The following is an 18,496-nucleotide window of genomic DNA, read 5'->3' as shown; positions in this document are numbered from 1 at the left end:
GTTTTCGAAAGGGTTTATTTGCAATCCTCGCTTAGACGGCCGGAGCCTTCTCTGTTGCGATCGCAAATGCAAGATATACACTGAAGATGAAGTTGAACAGTGCTGCCAACCCAATCAGCCAGTGCCAATAGTCAGTGTTCGCTCCAATAAAGTTCGCCCCGTTGGGGTCAATATACAATGCTATTCCAACAAACAGGAATATCAGAGTTGTCGTGACCAGTATCAGGCTCAGGAACTTCGGAGTCTTTACGAATATTGACCATACTATCGCAATTGCAAACGTAATCGCAAATGCAATATTCTCAAATGCACCCATTCCAAATCCAGTCAATGCAACTGCTGCACCGACAAGTCCAAAGACCACGAATCCGAAATTGGCTTCTGCTTTATATGCAAAATAGGCCACAGCAATTGCAAACAGTCCGATCAACTGGAAAAATACTCCAGAGGGAAGACCATATGCACCATCTTGTCCGACCAGTTGCCAGAACGCTAGTGCAAATGAAACTACTGCGACCAAAAAGAGACCCAATGATGTCGGGTCCAAACATTTTTGGCATTCTACCATCTTTTTTCCTCCTTTGAGGTTTAACCTCAGCTACTGGATTCCACTTAGATAATATAAATAACCTTGTGTGAGGAAAATCTTTTTCTAAAGACCCAGACAGTTATTTTTTTTTTGCTCTGTCGAAGTTGTACTATTACACACTTTTTAATGCAATATAGACAAAAAACTAGAAAGATATAAATACAAATTAACGTAACGCAACCTTACAATAGTAGTTAAGCATAAGAATTCAATCCCGTAAAATACAAAATTTGATTGTAGGGGGACGGTGTTCTCCGCTTTGTAAGTATTGTTGTTTATAGCTTACGCTGGTGAATTTCCACCTTTCGACACACTGTCCTGTTCGGAACATCTCAGTTTCCTTAGGCGACAGATTCCGCAAAGGAAACGGGGCATGTCTTCGGCCCTTATTCTCTCATGACAGCGTGCGGGGATGGGGCCGAATACGGCCCTCACGAGAGGAGGCTCATGCCTTGAACTGATTGGTCCCTGAGTACGGCGAATATCACTGCCAGCATCTTCCTGGACGCTGTTATGAGCACTTTCTTCTTTCCCATCTCCTTCTCTTTTCGGCGGTAGTATGCCGTGACCGATGAGTCGCAGTGCTGGATGTGAGAGAGGGTCACCATTCCCATTATCGGTCTCATTATCTTGTCGCCGGTCTTGATCATCCTCTCATAATGTACTTTCCTGCCAGAGTCCCCGACTTTTGGGACCATCCCGAAGTATGCACACATCTTTTCAGCATCCTTGAATCTACCGACATCGATAATCGTGGACGTTATCTGAACGGCTGTCCATCTCCCAATCCCCGTTATGCTCATCAGAAGACCCACATTCAAGTCACCCGGCATTCTGGACTCTATGTCCTCACCGCCCCTTTGTATTCGGTCAGCAGCCTGTGGGATTCTCCGATTCTCAGCTGCTGCGTAACACTCTCGGCCACCGGGCCCTGATGTACTCTCTCGATCTCGCCGCTGAGAAGTTCCCCTATTCGGCAGAACAGCTCCTCGCAGTACCTGTATATGTCTTTCAGTTCCACCTGTTCCTGGGTCGGTATGGAGGAGATGTAAATATCCGGTATCCCGCCTTTCTTCCAGAGCCTCAGCATGATCCCAATCGCTTCCGCGTAGTTCCTGTCAGTCTTCTTGGTGGATTCTGTGATCATCTTCAGACTCCGCGTATGGACAACATGCGCTTCTACTCCCATGGATTCGAAGAACCAGTAGACCCGGTACGAGTATGTGGATGATTCCATCATGACGCAGTATTCAGCAGCCCCCAGGTCATTCACGACCTTTCCGCCTGCGAAATGGTTGCTTTATACGCTGGACTGCATTTCTGATTATTTATTGTGATTGTACACCGTAATACCTGAACGCCAACACCCAGTCATCGATTGTCAACATCACCCCCTTTGAAGCATCGTGATTAAGGAAAACATTTAACTCTGTAAACATACAAATCGCCATAGCCAAGCATTCAACTGTCAATACCGTGTCAACAACGAACCATATCTGCCCTATCAGAGGTATTACATAACCTGCTTTCTTTATAGCATCTTGAACTTTTTCGCTATCGATTATTTTATCAGCAATATCTATAGCGACACCCGCTGCGTCATCCGCATTAATCCCTTCAAAGAGAAGTCCGACCACACTCCCATATGGTACTCCCATTTCAATTGTCAAAATTAAAATCCCAATCCTATCTGATTCTTTGAAATAGTAATTTGTTAAAGTGCCTCCGAGATCCTCTTTACCGCTTATCCCACCTTTTGGTGCGTAGGTTATAGTCACGTTGTAGTTCTTTGTAACATTTTTAATCAAATAATATCCTTCTTTTATCTCTGCTTTGGTCAGTTCCTTTCCGTCCACCCAGGCCCCGAATACAAACCAACCTGCCGGAGATAGGTCGATTCCAACATTACTTCCACCGAGTACCCCAACCATAGAATCTGTAAGATCGCTATATTTGAAATTATCCTCCACCGTTTGATAGTGTATTATAATTTTATAGTCAGAAGGTATATTTTTTACTTCAATGGTAAATGTCTGAGTGTAATTGACACCTTTTTTGGTGCCATCCGCTACTGTCGCTTTCACTTTTACGATGCCTGCCCCTGTTGTTGAAAGCGTATTGCCGCCTATCGTCGCTCCTGTAGCAGTAGTTCCTATTGGCTCAACCGTCCACGTGATCGACTTATTTGTGGCATTAATTGGAGATATTGTTCCTGTCAAAGTAAGCGCCATCCCTGCAATTGCCGTTAAAGGAACCTCGGTTATGTTTGTAATTCCCATTATGCCATACTTCACAATCACAGCATCTCTATAATATTCAGTAAAACCAGGAGGGGTTAATCTATGGCCTTGTGTGTACCCCACTGCGAAATAGTTGCCGTCCGCTTCCGCTACCGAGAGATACCTATTACCGCCGGACGCTTCCAGTCTCTTCTCCCATAGGATATAGCCGACATCATCATATCTGACGATTAACGCATAATTGCATACTGTTAGAAGACCGACGGGGTTTTGTTCGGAACTCACTGTATGCCCTGCGACAACGAAGCCTGCACCAGGTATTGCCACAACAGAATGGAATTCTGTGTCGCCGGCAGTCCCCCCATATCTCTTTTCCCAATTAATATTGCCGCTGCTATCGTATCTGACCAAGAGCGCATCTCTTACTATCTTCAGAGTATTGCCTGGGATTTGTTTAGAAATCTCTGTGTATCCCACGGCAACGAAGCCTAAGCCACCCTGTATTGCCGTTACTGAATGGAATTCGGCATCTCCAACGGACCCCTCATATGTCTTTTCCCATTCTTTACCGCCGCCATAGCTGTACTTTACAACGAGCGCATCTTTGTATACAGAAGTGAACGCACCGGGCCTTTGTTTGTAGGCCCCCGTATATCCTGCCACAATGACACCGTCGGATACGTCAGTGATTGATTGATACTTATCATCGCCGCCTTTACCCTCATATTTGTCGTCCCATTCGGAGTTGCCGCCGTATCCGTACTTTACAATGATCGCATAATTGGTGTCCGCCATAAAGGCTTTCGTGATGAACGAACACCCTACAGCGATTAAGCCTCCGTCGGAAGTCGCAGTTACCGAATCGAAATAATCGTCACCTGTCCCGCCGAAGTTCTTCGTCCACTTCCATACACCGTTCCCATCAAACTTTACGACGATCGCATCATTACCGCCTTTTCCGGTGATGCCGGACAGGTCTTTGTCGAATTTGTTGGAATAACCAACAGCAATGATGCTGCCGTCAGACATTACGATGACTTCATTGAAACTGTCGTCGCCCGAACCGCCGAAATTATTCTTCCATATCACATTGCCATCTTTGTCATACTTCACTATCGTTGCGTCAGTGCCGCCTTTACCCGAAACACCCACCCATATGCCGGTGCCAAACGAGGAGGAGGAACCTACAGCGATTACTCCGTCACCTACTGCTGCAACCGAATTATAATTATTTTCGCCGGACGCGTCGGAGTTCTTTCTGATTAATCCATCAAATTCCCCAGCCACTGGAGTGAATGCCTCTATTGTAAAGTCTTTCATGAAAATATTACCTTGAACGTTTGCTATTGTTGCTGTTACAACTGCCTTTCCACTTCCAGTTGCCGTGAGAGTATTTCCACTGATCTCGACTCCAGTTGTTCCTGCACTCTTCACAGACCACGTTATGGTTTTGTACGTTGCGGTAGAAGGGACCACCGTTCCGTTTAGAATCAAGGGTGTGCCTACTATCATTGAGTCTGGTACCCCATAAATATCCATTGCTAGGACGCTTATGTTCCATTTTGCGTACATTGTGACCGTCGCAGTTCCTACTAAGATCGAGTCGCCCGGTTGGTAGTATATACTACCGTTGGGCGTGGTGGTCCAACCGAAGAACTCATAGCCTGTTTTTGTCGGTATTATTTTGGGTATCACCATTAACGATGATGCCGCTTTATCCTGCAACGTCTGCGTCGTAGGAGCGCCCGTTCCGCCGTTGGCGACGAATTCAAGCGTGTGGGTGACTGTGGGGATATAACTCCACTGAGCGTACAGCGTGACCGGCGCAGCGGTGCTGACATTGATCGAGCCGCCGGGCTGGCAGTCCGTGCCCCAGCCTGTTGCCTCGCTGTTCCAGCAATAGAATTTGTAGCCGTCTCTCGTAGGAACGGTAGAGGGTATTGTGAATGCGGTCACTATCGACGTGTTCGTTATCGTCATTGTCTGTGGGACACCGGTTCCGCCGTTGGCGTTGAAGCTGAGCGTATGGGTGTAATTGGTAGGAGTGGTTGACCACTTTGCGTACAGCGTGAGCCCGGGAGTTCCGATGGTTATCGATGCTCCCGGAAGATATACCGTACCTGTTCCGGCCGCATTATCGGTCCAGCCGGCAAAAATGTAACCCACTCTTGATGGAACTGTGAGAGGTATTGTATGCGTTCCCGTCGAGCTCACGTTCACTATCGTCATCGATGCCGGGGCTCCGGTCCCGCCGTTGGCATTGAAGCTGAGGGTGTGTTCATATTCCCATAAGGCGTTCAATGTAATGGGAGAGGTCCCCACGTTGATCGAACTTCCTGGTTGGTATGTCAGGCCCATTCCGCTGCTGACAACCCAGCCGTTGAAGTAATATCCCGCTTTGACAGGAATTATGTTGGATATTATCATAACCTCAGATGTGTTCTTTGTCGTTACTGATTGCGCCGCGGGTCCTCCCGTCCCGCCGTTGATGTTGTAATTGATCGTATGTGTATAAGCGGGCATTGTCCACTTAGCGTACAGCGTGACGGCTGCCGCTCCGACGGATACGAAGGTGCCCGGTTGATAGGTGGTCGCGCCGTTCCCGTCCGCGGCGGTGTTCCAGCCGGCGAATATATAACCTGCCCTTGCGGGTGCTACGAAAGGTATCTGTATCCCGGCGGTTGCGTTGATGTCCTGCGCCGTCTGTGCGGCCGGGGCACCCGTTCCTCCGTTGGCGTTGAAGCTGAGGGTGTGTGTATAGATCCAGGTCCACTTTGCGTACAGTGTTACCGCAACGTTAACCACACTGACCGAGTCTCCGGGAAGGTAATTCGTCCCAGTTCCGGCGGAGTTGGTATTCCAGCCGGCGAATATATAACCGGCTCTTGCGGGCAGTGAGGACGGTATGGTGATCGGCAAGGTCACGTTCGCATCCGTTATTATCTGTGAAGCGGGCGCTCCCGTTCCTCCGTTGGCGTTGAAGTTAAGCGTGTGGGTGTATGCCGTTCCCCATACGGCATATAGTATGACCGCAGATGTCCCCACCTTGACCGAGGCACCGGGAAGGTAATTCGTTCCTGTTCCGGCGGAATTCGTGTTCCAGCCGGAGAGTGCGTAACCCGATCTTGTCGGCACGGCCGACGGTATCATGACATTGGATGTTTGATAGGTGTCCGTTACCGTCTGCGCTGAAGGCGCTCCCGTACCACCCATGGCGTTGAAGCTGAGGGTGTGGGTGTAACTGGTCGCGGCAGCCGACCAATATGCGTACAAAGTGACCGCTGTCGTTCCCACGGATATCATATCTCCGGGTATATATTTCGTGCCCGATCCCGCGGCGGTCGTGGCCCATCCGGAGAATACATAACCGGTCCTTGCCGGCACTGTGCCGGATATTGCGACCGATGACGTTGATGTTATATCTGTTACGATCTGTGAAGCAGGCGCTCCCGTTCCGCCGTTGTCGTCGTAGATGAGCGTATGGGTATAAGCCGCCGACCATTTTGCATAGAGCGTGACGGCCACGGTCCCGATGGGTATTGCGTCACCGGGCTGATAGACCGTGCCCGTGCCCGCGGCGGTCGTTGCCCATCCGAGGAACATATAACTAGTCCTTGACGGTATCGTCAGCGGCACGGTCAGTGATGTTGTCGCCGTTGTATCCGTTATGATCTGTGAAGCAGGCGCTCCCGTTCCGCCGTTGGCGTTGTAGTTTAGGGTGTGGGTGTATGTCATCCATTTTGCGTACAGTGTGATAGGTGCGGTCCCGACATTAATGCTGGTGCCCGGTTGATAGATCGTGCCCGTCCCGGCCGCGATCGTCGTCCACCCCGCGAAACCGTAGCCTGTCCTGGTCGGTATAATATCAGGTATGATCATCGCAGTTGTTTTCGTCAGATCTTTGATTATCTGTGTCGGCGGCACCCCCTCTCCTCCGTTGGCGTTGAAGTACAGGGGATGCGTTATACTGCCGTCCAGCACAATGAAAGTGATCTGCACATTGTAACATCCTGGCGTTTTGGCTGCATCAGTGAACAGAATGTCGTACTCACGGAAATACGTCCCGGGTGCCGTGGGTATACCTGTGAAGTTCAGAACCCCCTGATAACCCGGGAGGCCCTGGTCATCACGCACTCCCGGCGGAAGGGTACCGTATGCGGTGTGTGAGGCCACATTATAGTAACTCATGTAGCCGTCGAGCTTCTGTCCCGTTGTGAGTACCCACGTGTCCTGTTGTATGTATTCCCCCCATACATTCATACGGTCCGGATTGGGGAATATCTTCGATCCCGTTAATGTCGGCCCATTGTAGGTGTTATTTACATAGGGGGGTGTTGCCGCCCAGAAAGCGTACAGCGTCACACCATCGGATCCCACAGCTATCACGCTGCCCGGCTGATATATCGTGCCGGTCCCGTCTGCGGTAACTGTCCAGCCTAAGAACGCATAATCGGTCCGTATCGGCATTGTCAAAGGTATCGTCAAATTCGAAACGGCCGAGGTGTCCGTCGATACAATAGAGGCCGGAGCCCCGTTACCGCCGTTTGCGTTGAAGTTAAGTGTGTGGGTATAAGTAATAATGGTCCACTTTGCGTACAAAGTGATCGCCGCGGTGCCGACCGATATCCTGTCATCCGGCTGATAGATCGTGCCTGTTCCGTTGGAAGCGGTTGCCCAGCCGGAGAATGCATAACCTGATCTTGCCGGCACGGTCAAAGGTATCGTCAAATTCGAAACGGCCGAGGCGTCCGTCAATATCATAGATGCCGGAGCCCCGTTACCGCCGTTTGCGTTGAAGTTAATGGTATGGCTGTATGTGATTATAGCCCACTTTGCATACAGAATGATCTCCGCGGCGCCGACCGAGACGGTTTCTCCGGGCTGATAGACGGTACCGGTCCCGTTGAAAGCGGTGGTCCATCCCAAGAATATATGATCTGCTCTTGTCGGCACTGTCGAAGGTATCGTCATGTTAGATGCGGTCGAGGTGTCCGTCAGCATCATCATTGCCGGAACCCCGTCTCCGCCGTTGGCATTGAAGGTGAGAGTGTGAGTGTAATACGCAGTTGTAACAACCGATATCGTGTGATCCCCCACCACATTGGCGAAGGTGTATGTCCCGAGGTCGATCATCGCCTGAGATAACGGCACATCATCCACAGTAATTGAAAACACCCGATATCCTTCGTTTGCCGAGAATGTAAAGGTCCGGTTTGCACCGTAAACGACCTCCGTCCTTCCCGACGGAGATATCGTCGAACCTGCGTCGGAGACCGATGTTATGCTGAAGGTCACAGGCAGCATGTAAGGGAGCGAATAGCCCGGCCATCCTGCGATAAAACGTGTCAATATCAATTCATCTAATTGGTCGATCGTTCCGTCTGCGTTGACGTCTGCCGCTTTTTCATCTACTGTGTAACCTGGCAATCCTGCGACAAAGCTTGTCAAAATCCCCAGATCGAATGTGTCGACATTCCCGTCCCCGTTGACATCTCCGCAAAGTACTATGGTAACATCAAAGGATGTTGTCTGTGTTATTCCGTTCTCGGTGTAAGTGACGGTAACGGTCCGTGTACCGGCGGTGCTGAATATCGATCCGTTCTCTGGGGATGTTGTATAGTCGGTCACATCGGCACTCGTTCCATTGCTGTAAAACGCTGTTAAGGCCATTCCTGTGAGGTCGAATGTTTCTCCGATGAAGTATTGTGTCCTTGCCGGAACTGTGACCTCGATGGAGGTGACATTATTGGTTTCGGCGATGATCATGTTGTATTTCACAAGGATCGCGTCGATGTTGCCTTTACCTGCGACACCTGTCCAATCCCCGTTGCCGAATGTTTGAGAATAACCTGCGGCGACGATCCCGTCCGACACTGCAGCGACAGAATTATACCGATCCAGGCCGGATCCTCCGAGGCTGTCCTTCCATGTTATGTTCCCCTGGTCGTCATACTTAACGACCGTTGCATCATAGGCACCTTTGCCCGTCATGCCGGTCAGATCGGCGTCGCCGAAAACGTTCGAGAACCCAACGGCGACGACCCCGTCCGAGACGGCGGCCACCGAATAAAAGTAATCGACTCCCGACCCTCCGAAGTTCTTCTTCCATGCCGGGTTCCCCAAGCTGTCATACTCCACTATGACCGCATCAGTGCTTCCCTTACATAGAACGCCGATCCAGTCTCCGCTGCCGAAGGTCGCCGCTTCCGAATACCCTACAGCGACGAACCCATCCGGTACAGCGGCGACCGAATTGTACTGATCTGCGCCGGATCCTCCGAGGGCATTCTTCCACAGCACGTTCCCGTTGCTGTCGTACTTCACTATGATCGCATCGTAGCTGCCTTTTCCTGTGATGCCGACCCAATCTCCGCTACCGAATGCTGTCGAGTATCCTGCTACTGCGAACCCGTCAGATGTAGCGGCGACCGAATTAAAATAATCTGTGCCCGACCCTCCGAAGTTCTTCTTCCAAATTACGTTCCCAAGGTTGTCGTACTTCACGACTATCGCGTCGTCGCCTCCTTTCCCCGTCATACCTACCCAGTCCCCGTTACCGGAACCCATAGAATGCCCAACTGCGACAAACCCATCCGGAACCGCAGCAACCGAATTGTACTGATCTGTGCCGTTCCCGCCGAAGTTCTTTTTCCATAATACGTTCCCATCGTTATCGTACTTAACAATGATCGCCTCGGCGGCACCGTTCCCCGTGACACCGGTCCAGTCGCCGTTGCCGAATGATTCTGGGTTAGAATACCCAACCGCGATGAACCCGTCGGATACCGCAGCGACGGAATTGAAATAGTCGCCTCCGGACCCTCCGAAGTTCTTCTTCCATGTTATATTCCCAAAGTTGTCATGTTTTACGATTATCGCATCTACGCCGCCTTTACCGACGGTGCCGCTCCAGTCCCCGTTACCGAAGGATGTCGCATCCGAATACCCGACTGCAATGACCCCGTCGGTAACAACGGCTGCCGACTGATAATAGTCCCCTCCGGACCCTCCGAAGTTCTTTTTGTACAATTCATCATAGGTGATGCCTTCTCCGGCCACCGCCGTTACCGCGATCGTGAAATCTTTTGTGAAATTCGTGCCAAGCGACAGACCGTTCTCGACCGTCGCCGTCACGACGACGGTGCCGGCACCGGTGGTCAGGAGGATGTTATTGCCGGCAACTGCGGCGCCCGTGGTCCCTGCGTTCTTCACCGTCCATGTTATTGCTTGGCCGGTAGCGTTCGAGGGGATGACCGTTCCCGTTAGTATTAGCGGCACCTCTGCGGTCGCGGCCGAGGGCGCACCGATTATGTCCGTTACGGGGATGACGTCCGGAGCCGTACCGTACTTCACAAGGAACGCATCAATACTGCCCTTCCCCTCGACGCCTGTCCAATCCCCGTTGCCGAATGTCTGAGAATACCCTGCGGCGACTACTCCGTCCGACACCGCGGCGACCGAATAACATATGTCTGTGCCGGAACCCCCGATGTTCTTATTCCATACTATGATTCCGGAATTGTCATACTTCACGACCGTTGCATCAATACCGCCTTTTCCTTCAAAGCCGATCCAATCGCCGTCGCCGAAAACGTTCGAATACCCCGCGGCGATGATCCCGTCCTGGACGGCGGTAACTGCTTGGAAATAATCTGTTCCCGTCCCCCCGAAGTTGTTCTTCCACACCGTATTCCCAAAGTTGTCATATTTCACGACAATAGCATCATAATAACCGCCTTTTCCTTCACAGCCTGTCCAATCGCCGTTCCCGAAGGCGGCGGAGATCCCTGCCGCAACGAATCCGTCTGATGTTGCTGCGACGGAATAGAAATAATCCACACCTGTCCCTCCGAAACTCTTCTTCCAAACTATGTTACCAAGGTTGTCGCACTTCACGATGATCGCATCATAGGTGCCTTTGCTTGCCATTCCGATCCAATCCCCGTTGCCGAATGCGGATGAGTATCCAACAGCGATGAACCCGTCCGATGTTGCTGCGACGGAGTTGTATCGATCGTCGCCGTTCCCGCCGGGGTTCTTCTTCCATACCACGTTCCCGATATCGTCATATTTTACCGCGATCGCGTCATTGCTGCCTTTGCTTGCGACCCCTGTCCAATCTCCGCTTCCGAATATGCTCGAGTATCCAGCGGCGATTATCCCGCCGGATACCGCAGCGACCGAAAGATATTGATCTGTGCTGTTCCCTCCGAAGTTCTTCTTCCATATCACATTCCCGTTGTTGTCGAATTTTACGATGATCGCGTCGGCACCGCCTTTTCCCCCTACCCCCATCCAATCCCCGTTACCGAAGGATGTTTCGTCCGAATACCCCACGGCAACGAACCCGTCCTGAACGACCGCCACCGATTGGAAATAATCGCCTCCGGCCCCGCCGAAGTTCTTCTTCCATATCACATTCCCGAAGTTATCATGTTTTACAATTATTGCGTCAACGCCGCCTTTCCCGGCGGTGCCGCTCCAGTCACCGCTTCCGAATGCGGCCGAATACCCCACGGCCACTATGCCGTCGGGTGTGCCGGCGACCGAATAATATGCATCTGTGCCGGCCCCGCCGAAGTTCTTTTTGTATAGTTCGGAAAATTCTGATTGATCACTGTATGTTTGGGCCTGGCTGCCTAAATAATTAGTTGACGGCAGTCCCCAATGTTCCTCTTCCCCCCCCCCCGCTGCTGCGTTCGAGTTACCGGCAAAAAGTGCGACCGGTACTGAAGCAAGCAACATTATCGATATTGCCAAGATTGGCAACAGCTTGTTCAATCCTTTCATCTTATTCCCTCATTGACTTTTTTATCAGCCCCCCATTATGGCAATAACGTTAGTTTGAAAACTATATAAAAATGGTCAATCTACAATAATAGTATAGAATACCAGTCTGTTATATATACTATTAAAATCCATGTTGCTTGCAGTTGTTTCTAAACAAGTAGAATAATTGTATTTGTCATTGGCAAAGCCGAAAAGGGAGAAACTCTAATGAAATCCATTATTGCATCATGCAAATTAACAAAAGTAATCAGACCTTGATGCTTCGGACTCGAACCGAGGTCATGTGGAAATATTCACATACGAACTATTGTTCAGCAGGGTTTCACCAGAGCCGTCATAGTCGTGTCATAATTCTTCTGGGATTTTTCTGTCTTTTCTCTTCTTAGGATCCCTGATCTTAGAGGAAATCATGTCCTGAACACGGTTGAACTCATCAGCCGACACAGCCTCCTGCGCAAAGTGCCTTACCAGCACCTTATCCCATCTCATATACCCGGCATAAATGGGATTGTGGAGAACGGTCCTGATGTTGAAAATGTTCCATGGATTGCCATTTTTCGTCAATTGGTCGGCGTTGTTCAATCTGTACGCAATGCTGTCCATTGTTGATCCGTCCAAATATTCTTTGAAAATACTCCTCACGACGGCCAATTCCTCAGGCACAGATATCAGAACGCCTTTGTCAAGACCGTACCCGTATGGGGCATTGAACCCCATCGTCCGGCTCTCTTTTTCGGTGTTGACCATCGATCTCGCTTTCTCTTCCATTCCAAAGTACGTTCTTTCACCGATCTGCTCGCTTTCCAGCTGAGCTATCATCTGTATAACGTTTACAACGAATCTGCCCAATGCATTTGTGGTGTCCAGAGAGTCCATCGCAGAAGCGAATTTCTTATCCTTCTTGTTCAGATCGTCCATCATATTCATGAAATTGCGGATGTTCCTGTGTATACGGTCGATCTTCAGGACCAACAGTACATCCCATTTTTCTAACTCGTTGAACATCCTTGTGTATTCGGGCCTCTTTATGCTTCTCCCCGAATACCCGTCATCCGTATAGATGTCGAAGACTTCCCACCCTTCCGACAGACAATAATCCAAAAGTATCGACCTCTGAGCATCCAGCGAGTATCCTTCCATCGACTGTTCTTCTGTTGATACTCTCAAATAAACTGCCGCTTTCATGAGAGGACCTCATTCGATTGGGCCGTTGATCGATTCAAAAACACCTTTGTTCACTATCGCGGCGTGGTCTCCGGTGCGGATAATGCATCTTGTTTTCTGTGTGTGCTCATCGAAGTATGTCCATCTGACATAGCCCGCATAGAGCGGGTTGTGAACGATCTTCGAGATCGATTGGTGGGTCCATCTTCCGCCTTTTTTAGATAAGATGTATGAATGGTTCAATGCGTCCGCAATGGCCCTCAGGGACATTCCCCGCTGATGCATGGAGTAGATGTCCCTTACGACCCTGGCTTCGTTCTCAATGACCACCAAAGAGCCCCTTTCGTAAACATAACCGTAAGGATGTCCGGAGCCCATGTACCCTTCTCCGGACTCGGCCTTTCTGGCCATTCCGATCTTTACTCTTTCCCCGATCTGTTCGCTTTCGAGCTGGGCGATCCTCTGCATCATGTCCATAGCGAATCTGCCCATAGCGGTACCGGTGTCGATCTTCTCCTGAGTGGAGCAGAACTCTTTCTTGTTCTTGCGGAGATCGTCCATCATCAGTGTAAAGTTCACACTGTTACGGTGTATCCTGTCCATCTTCAGCACAACGAGGACGTCCCAGTTGTCTTGGTCTTCCATCATCCTCTTGTATTCCGGACGCTCGGTGTTCCTTCCGGAACACCCTTCATCCCTGTAGATGTCGGATATCTCATACCCTTTAAGCCTGCAGTAGGCTTCCAGTCTTTTTGTCTGTGCATCGAGGGAGAACCCTTCTTTTGCTTGGTCTTCCGTCGACACTCTGACGTAGAGTGCTGCCCGCATGGATCCCCATCCTTATACACCATCTAATGAGAGATATAAAAAGGTTAGAGTTGAGTGAAATTGATAAATGTTGTACCTTTACCAACATTAATTATAAAGACTTGCCTTTTGCGAAGAAATCCCTTTTCAAAATTGTTCATTTTCAATCGCATTCATCTATACTCAAAAGATCCTTTAACATATCTAATGCCGGCTTTTCTGATGTTTGGCCGTTTTTAAATTCAGCATCAGCAAGTTCTGCTATTTTCTTGACTTCATTCTTTAAATAATCAGATGCAGAAAGTACCCCGATGGCTTTGCATTTTCTCATGATAATGAGATCCTCTAACAGAGACATTGCCACACATTGTTCAAAATTGGCAGCTAACTCTTCTTCCCATACTTTCATTTAATCACCACACTTTAAGTCAACCACTGATTTTCCGGACCTGATACCCGGCTCAAAAATTTTGTCTATTTCAGAAGGATCTATTACAAAAAGATCCGTGTCATAGAAATCTTTTGTGTTTCTCGTAATGATCGCATCTAAATCGTTTCTCTCTGCGGAAAAAATTAGTAAAGCGTCCTCATAGTCCTCTTGACCGGACATTAACGCAGATATTGAATCCTCTGATGTAACATCAATAATGTTGAACAAGTATGCCAATTGTTCGATTGGTAAGAACGGGTCTTTGCTCTTGTATTTTTCTTTGCACACATAAAAGACATCCCTTAGTGATTGCACGGAAACATAACCCTCGATCGTTTCGTCGATCGCCATCTGAAAAATTTTTTTTGAATCCTTATAGAACGGCTCTCTCATCTGCACTACATCTATCAAAACATTTGTGTCTATGAGTGCTTTCAAAGTTCATCCAACCTTTTTTTAAGAAGGTCTTCAAGATCCCCTTCGTGTTTATATGATCCGGCATATGCTTCAAGAACCCTCTTTTTTGACTGTTTATCTGCAGATAAAACTCCGGCAAACTTTCCATATTTCATTATGAAGACGTCTTCTTTTACCATTAGGTCAAGGTATTTTCCGACATTCGTTCTGAATTCCGTAGCAGTAACGAGCATATTTATCGGAATAATATCGTACTATTTCTATAAATAATTTCCTTCGAAATTGTTAGGCAGAAAAATGGAATAGCGGACACGTGTCAAAAGAAGTTAGAAGTGACCGCTATCCTCATTAACTGGACCGAAAAATCCTATGCTTATCTTTGTAAAAGGGAATAAAGGAAGGAGGGTATTCCCCCCGAAAGTTTAGTTTTACATCATGCCCGGAGGCATTCCGCCGCCAGGTCCGCCAGGTCCGCCAGGCATCTGCGGCGGTGCTGTGTTCCTGCGCGCGGCGATGACATCGTCGATCCTGAGGACCATGTTCGCCACTTCAGCAGCTGCGCTTATCGCCTGCGTCTTGACCCTGAGGGGTTCTACGACGTTCAGTTTCAGCATATCGACCGCATCTCCCGTGGAGAGATCGATGCCGTAATACTTTCCGTCCTTCTTTTTCTCGTGGGCGTTCTTGAGTTTGATGATGCTGTCGATCGAATCCAATCCCGAGTTCTCCGCAAGCGTCCAGGGTATGATCTCCATGGCCTTTGCGAACTTCTCTATTGCGAGCTGTTCCCTGCCGCCGACTGTGGACGCGTACTCGGAAAGCCTGAGGCAAAGCTCGATCTCGGGGGCGCCTCCGCCCGCGACGACCTTCTTGTCCTCATATGTTATGCCGACCGTGCGTATCGCATCGTGTACCGCTCTCTCGACCTCTTCCAGGACGTGCTCGGTCCCTCCGCGCAGGAAGATCGTTACTGCCTTGGGGTTCTTGCATTTGGTGATGAACGCCATTCCGTCCTCTCCGACCATCTTCTCTTCGACGAGACCGGCTGTTCCGAGGTCTTTCTTGGTTATCTCCATGACGCTGCCGACGACTGTTCCGCCTGTAGCTTTCGCGATCGCATCGAGATCGCTCTGTTTGAGCCTTCTGTATCCGAGTATTCCGGCTTTTGCGAGGTAGTGCTGCACAAGCTCATCTACGCCTTTTGAGGAGAACACAACATTTGCTCCGACCTCTTTGATCTTGTCGACAAGAGCTTTCATTGCGTTCTCTTCCTCGTTGAGGAATTTCGACATCGAGGCGGGGTCAGTGATCTGTATCTGCGCATCGAACTCTGTTTTCTTTACTTCCAATGAAGCGGCAAAAAGTGCGATCTTTGCGTTGGACACTGTCTTAGGCATGCGTGAGTGCACAGCCTCTTTGTCGACGACAACACCCTCAACAAGGTATGTGTCGCCGATGACTCCGCCTATCTTCTTCTCTACGCGGACGTTGTCTGTGTCGACCTTTCCGTCTTCAGCGACCGCTTTCACCGCTTTCACGATCATTTCTGCGAGCTTTTCGTACTCTTCGCCTACCGATTTGCCTGTCAGCGAGGTGACTGCGACCTTTTTGAGGACGTCGTCCTTGGTCGCATCGACTGCGATATCATTCATGATCTCGGTCGCTTTCTCCGCCGCCATCCTGTATCCGTTGGTGATAACAGTGGGGTGGATCTTTGCGTTGATGAGTTCTTCCGACTGTTTGAGAAGTTCTCCTGCGAGCACGACTGCGGTGGTCGTTCCGTCCCCGCACTCGTTGTCCTGTGTCTTTGCAACCTCTACGACCATCTTTGCCGCCGGGTGCTGTACTTCGATCTCCTTAAGGATCGTTACTCCGTCGTTCGTGATCACGACATCGCCGATGGTGTTCACGAGCATTTTGTCCATTCCTTTCGGACCGAGTGTGGACCTTACGGCGTCGCCCACAGCCTTTGCGGCTGCGATGTTATTGAACTGGGCCTCTTTGTCCTTGGTTCTCTCCGTGCCCTCTTTCAGCACGATGATGGGTTGGTTTCCATTCGCATACATAGGATTTTTCTCCTTTATTTGGTATTGGTAATTTTGTTCTTCTATATTAACATTCTTCTGCAAGGTACGTGTTCAGTACTGATGGGACATATCTTCCGAGGGGCATATATCTTTCCAGCTAATGAAAACAATAAAAGCAGTAAAGTGCCATACCTATTCGAACCTACCATGGAGGACATCCCGGCAATCATACTGCAGATATTCGTTTTACTGCTTCTTTCTAAGATCCTGGGGAGTCTTTTTGAAAGGGTCAAGCTGCCGAAACTCATCGGAGAGATCCTCGCCGGAGCGGTGTTCATCAACATGATAATCTTCGTACCCGAGTTCTCAACCCTTATGAAGTTCAGTATCGAAGGGTTCAATTCGGATACGACCGAGAACTTCTTTCATATAATGGGAGAATTGGGCATCGTTTTCCTTTTGTTCGCAGTCGGCCTCGAAACAAAATTCAGCGATATGATGAAGGTCGGAAAAACAGCGTCTTACATCGCCGTGTTCGGCATAGCGATACCTTTCGTGGGAGGAATGCTGTTCATACTCAAGGACAGCATCGACTTCAACGCCGCATTGCTCATCGGTGCGGCGCTGTTCGGTACGAGTACGGCGGTGGGTGTGGAATGTCTGAGGAATATGGAAGCAATGAATACGCACGAGGCGAAACTCATCGTAAGCGCCACCATTATTGACGATATCCTCTGTCTTGCTCTGCTCGGAGTCATAATAGGGGCGATCAAACCAAATGCGAACACTACGACGATAATCATCAACGCCGCCATCGTGGCAGCGTTCGTGATCTTCATGTTCGTCTTTATATCCAGAGTAAAAAGGGTTTCTTCCAGAAGAAGGAAAAGACATCAGAGGTCCGCTGTGAGAGAAAGGGTTGACGATTCGAATTCGCCTGCATGCGCATGCGAGGAGCCGGGGCCCATGGGTGAGCTGAGTTCCGTCGGCCTTGCTATAATGGTATGTTTCGGTTTGTCCGCAGTTGCGGTCAACATCGGTCTGGCGGCAATCATCGGGGCGTTCTTCGCGGGAATGATATTCGCAGAGTTCAAGCTCACGATCCCATGCGAACATAATTTCAACATAATCACATACTTCATGCTCCCATTCTTCTTCATCTGGGTCGGGATGGAGCTGCAGATGGATAGGATAGATCCGGGCATCCTGCCTTTATTCAGCTTGATAATGGCCGTGGCTATAGCCACCAAATATGTGGCGGGATATATCGGAAGCAAGATGGGAAAACTCCCCAACGACTCGGCCCATCTGATAGGGGTGAGTTTCATTCCGAGAGGGGAGGTCGGCATCATCGTTGCCACGATCGGCCTCAGTACGGCTGTGTTCACTTACGATATGTTCACTTCCATAATCCTCATGGCACTGGTCACATCGATATTGGCGCCTCCGCTGATGACCCATGCATATAAGAGGATGGAAAAGAACCGTACGGTAGCGATCGAGAAACTGCTGACAGATGAGGAAGCGAATCAGTGATCTTTAAAAAATATGAATGCAGGGCGATGAACCCTGCTTTTTGGTTTATTCGTCTTCTTTGACGACTGTTGCGTCAGGGGCATTTTTCCCGACGCTCTCTATGCCGTTCTTGCACGAATCCTTGCCCGCATAGCCCTGGGACACGGCAATGATCTCTCCGTTCATCGCTTTAAGGCGGAAGTAGTATTTTTCTCCGTTCTTGTCCATGAATATCTCGTATTTCGGGTTTTTAAGCTTTGCATAGTCCGCAACGGTTTGATCCTCTACTTTGGACTTGCAGTTTTTTCTTACGCTTTCCACTCCGTTCATGCACGTGGCCTCGCTCGCATATACTTGCGATGCCCTGCATATTACCTGTCCGTTATTTGCGAACAGATTGAAGGTCATTCCCTCGCTTGCTGGTTTAACGACAAATTTGCCCATGTTGTTACCTGTATGATGTCATGGTGTTAGTCTTTTTTATAGGTTACCGCTTCTTTTAAAGAAATTTATATAT

At 49.4% G+C, this 18,496-nt stretch carries 12 protein-coding genes; 1 reads left to right on the top strand and 11 read right to left on the bottom strand.

Annotated features, from left to right (window positions below; translation table 11 throughout):
* Positions 1 to 31: 31 nt before the first annotated feature.
* From Mpt1_RS02140 to thsA, 10 genes are all read right to left on the bottom strand, one after another.
* Positions 32 to 568, bottom strand: a complete 537-nt coding sequence (locus tag Mpt1_RS02140) for a hypothetical protein (protein WP_148305801.1) — start codon at positions 566 to 568, stop codon at positions 32 to 34.
* 452 nt (positions 569 to 1,020) lie between these two features.
* On the bottom strand, positions 1,021 to 1,422 hold the full coding sequence (locus Mpt1_RS02135) for an IS110 family transposase (protein ID WP_048111659.1): 402 nt from the start codon (positions 1,420 to 1,422) through the stop codon (positions 1,021 to 1,023).
* Between the two features lie 8 nt (positions 1,423 to 1,430).
* The gene (locus Mpt1_RS02130; RefSeq protein ID WP_048111657.1) at positions 1,431 to 1,862 is read right to left on the bottom strand and encodes a hypothetical protein; all 432 of its coding nucleotides are present in this window, start codon (positions 1,860 to 1,862) and stop codon (positions 1,431 to 1,433) included.
* Positions 1,863 to 1,917: 55 nt separating this feature from the next.
* On the bottom strand, positions 1,918 to 11,619 hold the full coding sequence (locus Mpt1_RS02125; RefSeq protein WP_048111655.1) for a beta strand repeat-containing protein: 9,702 nt from the start codon (positions 11,617 to 11,619) through the stop codon (positions 1,918 to 1,920).
* Positions 11,620 to 11,964: 345 nt separating this feature from the next.
* Positions 11,965 to 12,804, bottom strand: coding sequence for a recombinase family protein (locus tag Mpt1_RS02120; protein ID WP_048111653.1), 840 nt, complete (start codon positions 12,802 to 12,804; stop codon positions 11,965 to 11,967).
* Positions 12,805 to 12,813: 9 nt separating this feature from the next.
* Positions 12,814 to 13,611, bottom strand: a complete 798-nt coding sequence (locus Mpt1_RS02115) for a recombinase family protein (RefSeq protein ID WP_048111650.1) — start codon at positions 13,609 to 13,611, stop codon at positions 12,814 to 12,816.
* 142 nt (positions 13,612 to 13,753) lie between these two features.
* Positions 13,754 to 13,999: a hypothetical protein gene (locus tag Mpt1_RS02110; protein ID WP_048111649.1), complete on the bottom strand. Its 246-nt coding sequence runs from the start codon at positions 13,997 to 13,999 to the stop codon at positions 13,754 to 13,756.
* Positions 14,000 to 14,458: a type II toxin-antitoxin system VapC family toxin gene (locus Mpt1_RS02105; RefSeq protein ID WP_052399236.1), complete on the bottom strand. Its 459-nt coding sequence runs from the start codon at positions 14,456 to 14,458 to the stop codon at positions 14,000 to 14,002.
* Entirely contained in the window at positions 14,455 to 14,670 is a 216-nt protein-coding gene (locus tag Mpt1_RS02100) for a hypothetical protein (protein ID WP_048111647.1), read from the bottom strand. Before Mpt1_RS02100 ends, Mpt1_RS02105 begins: the two co-directional genes overlap by 4 nt.
* A gap of 195 nt (positions 14,671 to 14,865) precedes the next feature.
* Positions 14,866 to 16,503 (bottom strand): thermosome subunit alpha, encoded by a 1,638-nt coding sequence (thsA, locus tag Mpt1_RS02095; protein ID WP_048111645.1) that lies wholly within the window; start codon positions 16,501 to 16,503, stop codon positions 14,866 to 14,868.
* Positions 16,504 to 16,671: 168 nt separating this feature from the next.
* Here thsA and Mpt1_RS02090 point away from each other — a divergent pair, with 168 nt between their 5' ends.
* A complete protein-coding gene (locus Mpt1_RS02090) occupies positions 16,672 to 18,000 on the top strand; it encodes a cation:proton antiporter (RefSeq protein WP_048111643.1) in 1,329 nt (442 codons plus the stop codon).
* Between the two features lie 45 nt (positions 18,001 to 18,045).
* On the opposite strand, the gene Mpt1_RS02085 is transcribed toward Mpt1_RS02090, so the two are convergent.
* Positions 18,046 to 18,423: a YegP family protein gene (locus tag Mpt1_RS02085; protein WP_048111641.1), complete on the bottom strand. Its 378-nt coding sequence runs from the start codon at positions 18,421 to 18,423 to the stop codon at positions 18,046 to 18,048.
* Between the last annotated feature and the right edge of the window lie 73 nt (positions 18,424 to 18,496).

Source organism: Candidatus Methanoplasma termitum (assembly GCF_000800805.1).
Classification (GTDB): Archaea; Thermoplasmatota; Thermoplasmata; order Methanomassiliicoccales; family Methanomethylophilaceae; genus Methanoplasma; species Methanoplasma termitum.
Note: the sequence above shows the minus strand (reverse complement) of the source record. Positions and strands in the feature narration are given on the sequence as shown.

Coding starts and splice junctions, on each gene's coding strand:
- Mpt1_RS02140 (WP_148305801.1), bottom strand. CDS start 568: ATGGTAGAATGCCAAAAATGTTTGGACCCGACATCATTGGGTCTCTTT.
- Mpt1_RS02135 (WP_048111659.1), bottom strand. CDS start 1,422: ATGCCGGGTGACTTGAATGTGGGTCTTCTGATGAGCATAACGGGGATT.
- Mpt1_RS02125 (WP_048111655.1), bottom strand. CDS start 11,619: ATGAAAGGATTGAACAAGCTGTTGCCAATCTTGGCAATATCGATAATG.
- Mpt1_RS02120 (WP_048111653.1), bottom strand. CDS start 12,804: ATGAAAGCGGCAGTTTATTTGAGAGTATCAACAGAAGAACAGTCGATG.
- Mpt1_RS02115 (WP_048111650.1), bottom strand. CDS start 13,611: ATGCGGGCAGCACTCTACGTCAGAGTGTCGACGGAAGACCAAGCAAAA.
- Mpt1_RS02110 (WP_048111649.1), bottom strand. CDS start 13,999: ATGAAAGTATGGGAAGAAGAGTTAGCTGCCAATTTTGAACAATGTGTG.
- Mpt1_RS02100 (WP_048111647.1), bottom strand. CDS start 14,670: ATGCTCGTTACTGCTACGGAATTCAGAACGAATGTCGGAAAATACCTT.
- thsA (WP_048111645.1), bottom strand. CDS start 16,503: ATGTATGCGAATGGAAACCAACCCATCATCGTGCTGAAAGAGGGCACG.
- Mpt1_RS02090 (WP_048111643.1), top strand. CDS start 16,672: ATGGAGGACATCCCGGCAATCATACTGCAGATATTCGTTTTACTGCTT.
- Mpt1_RS02085 (WP_048111641.1), bottom strand. CDS start 18,423: ATGGGCAAATTTGTCGTTAAACCAGCAAGCGAGGGAATGACCTTCAAT.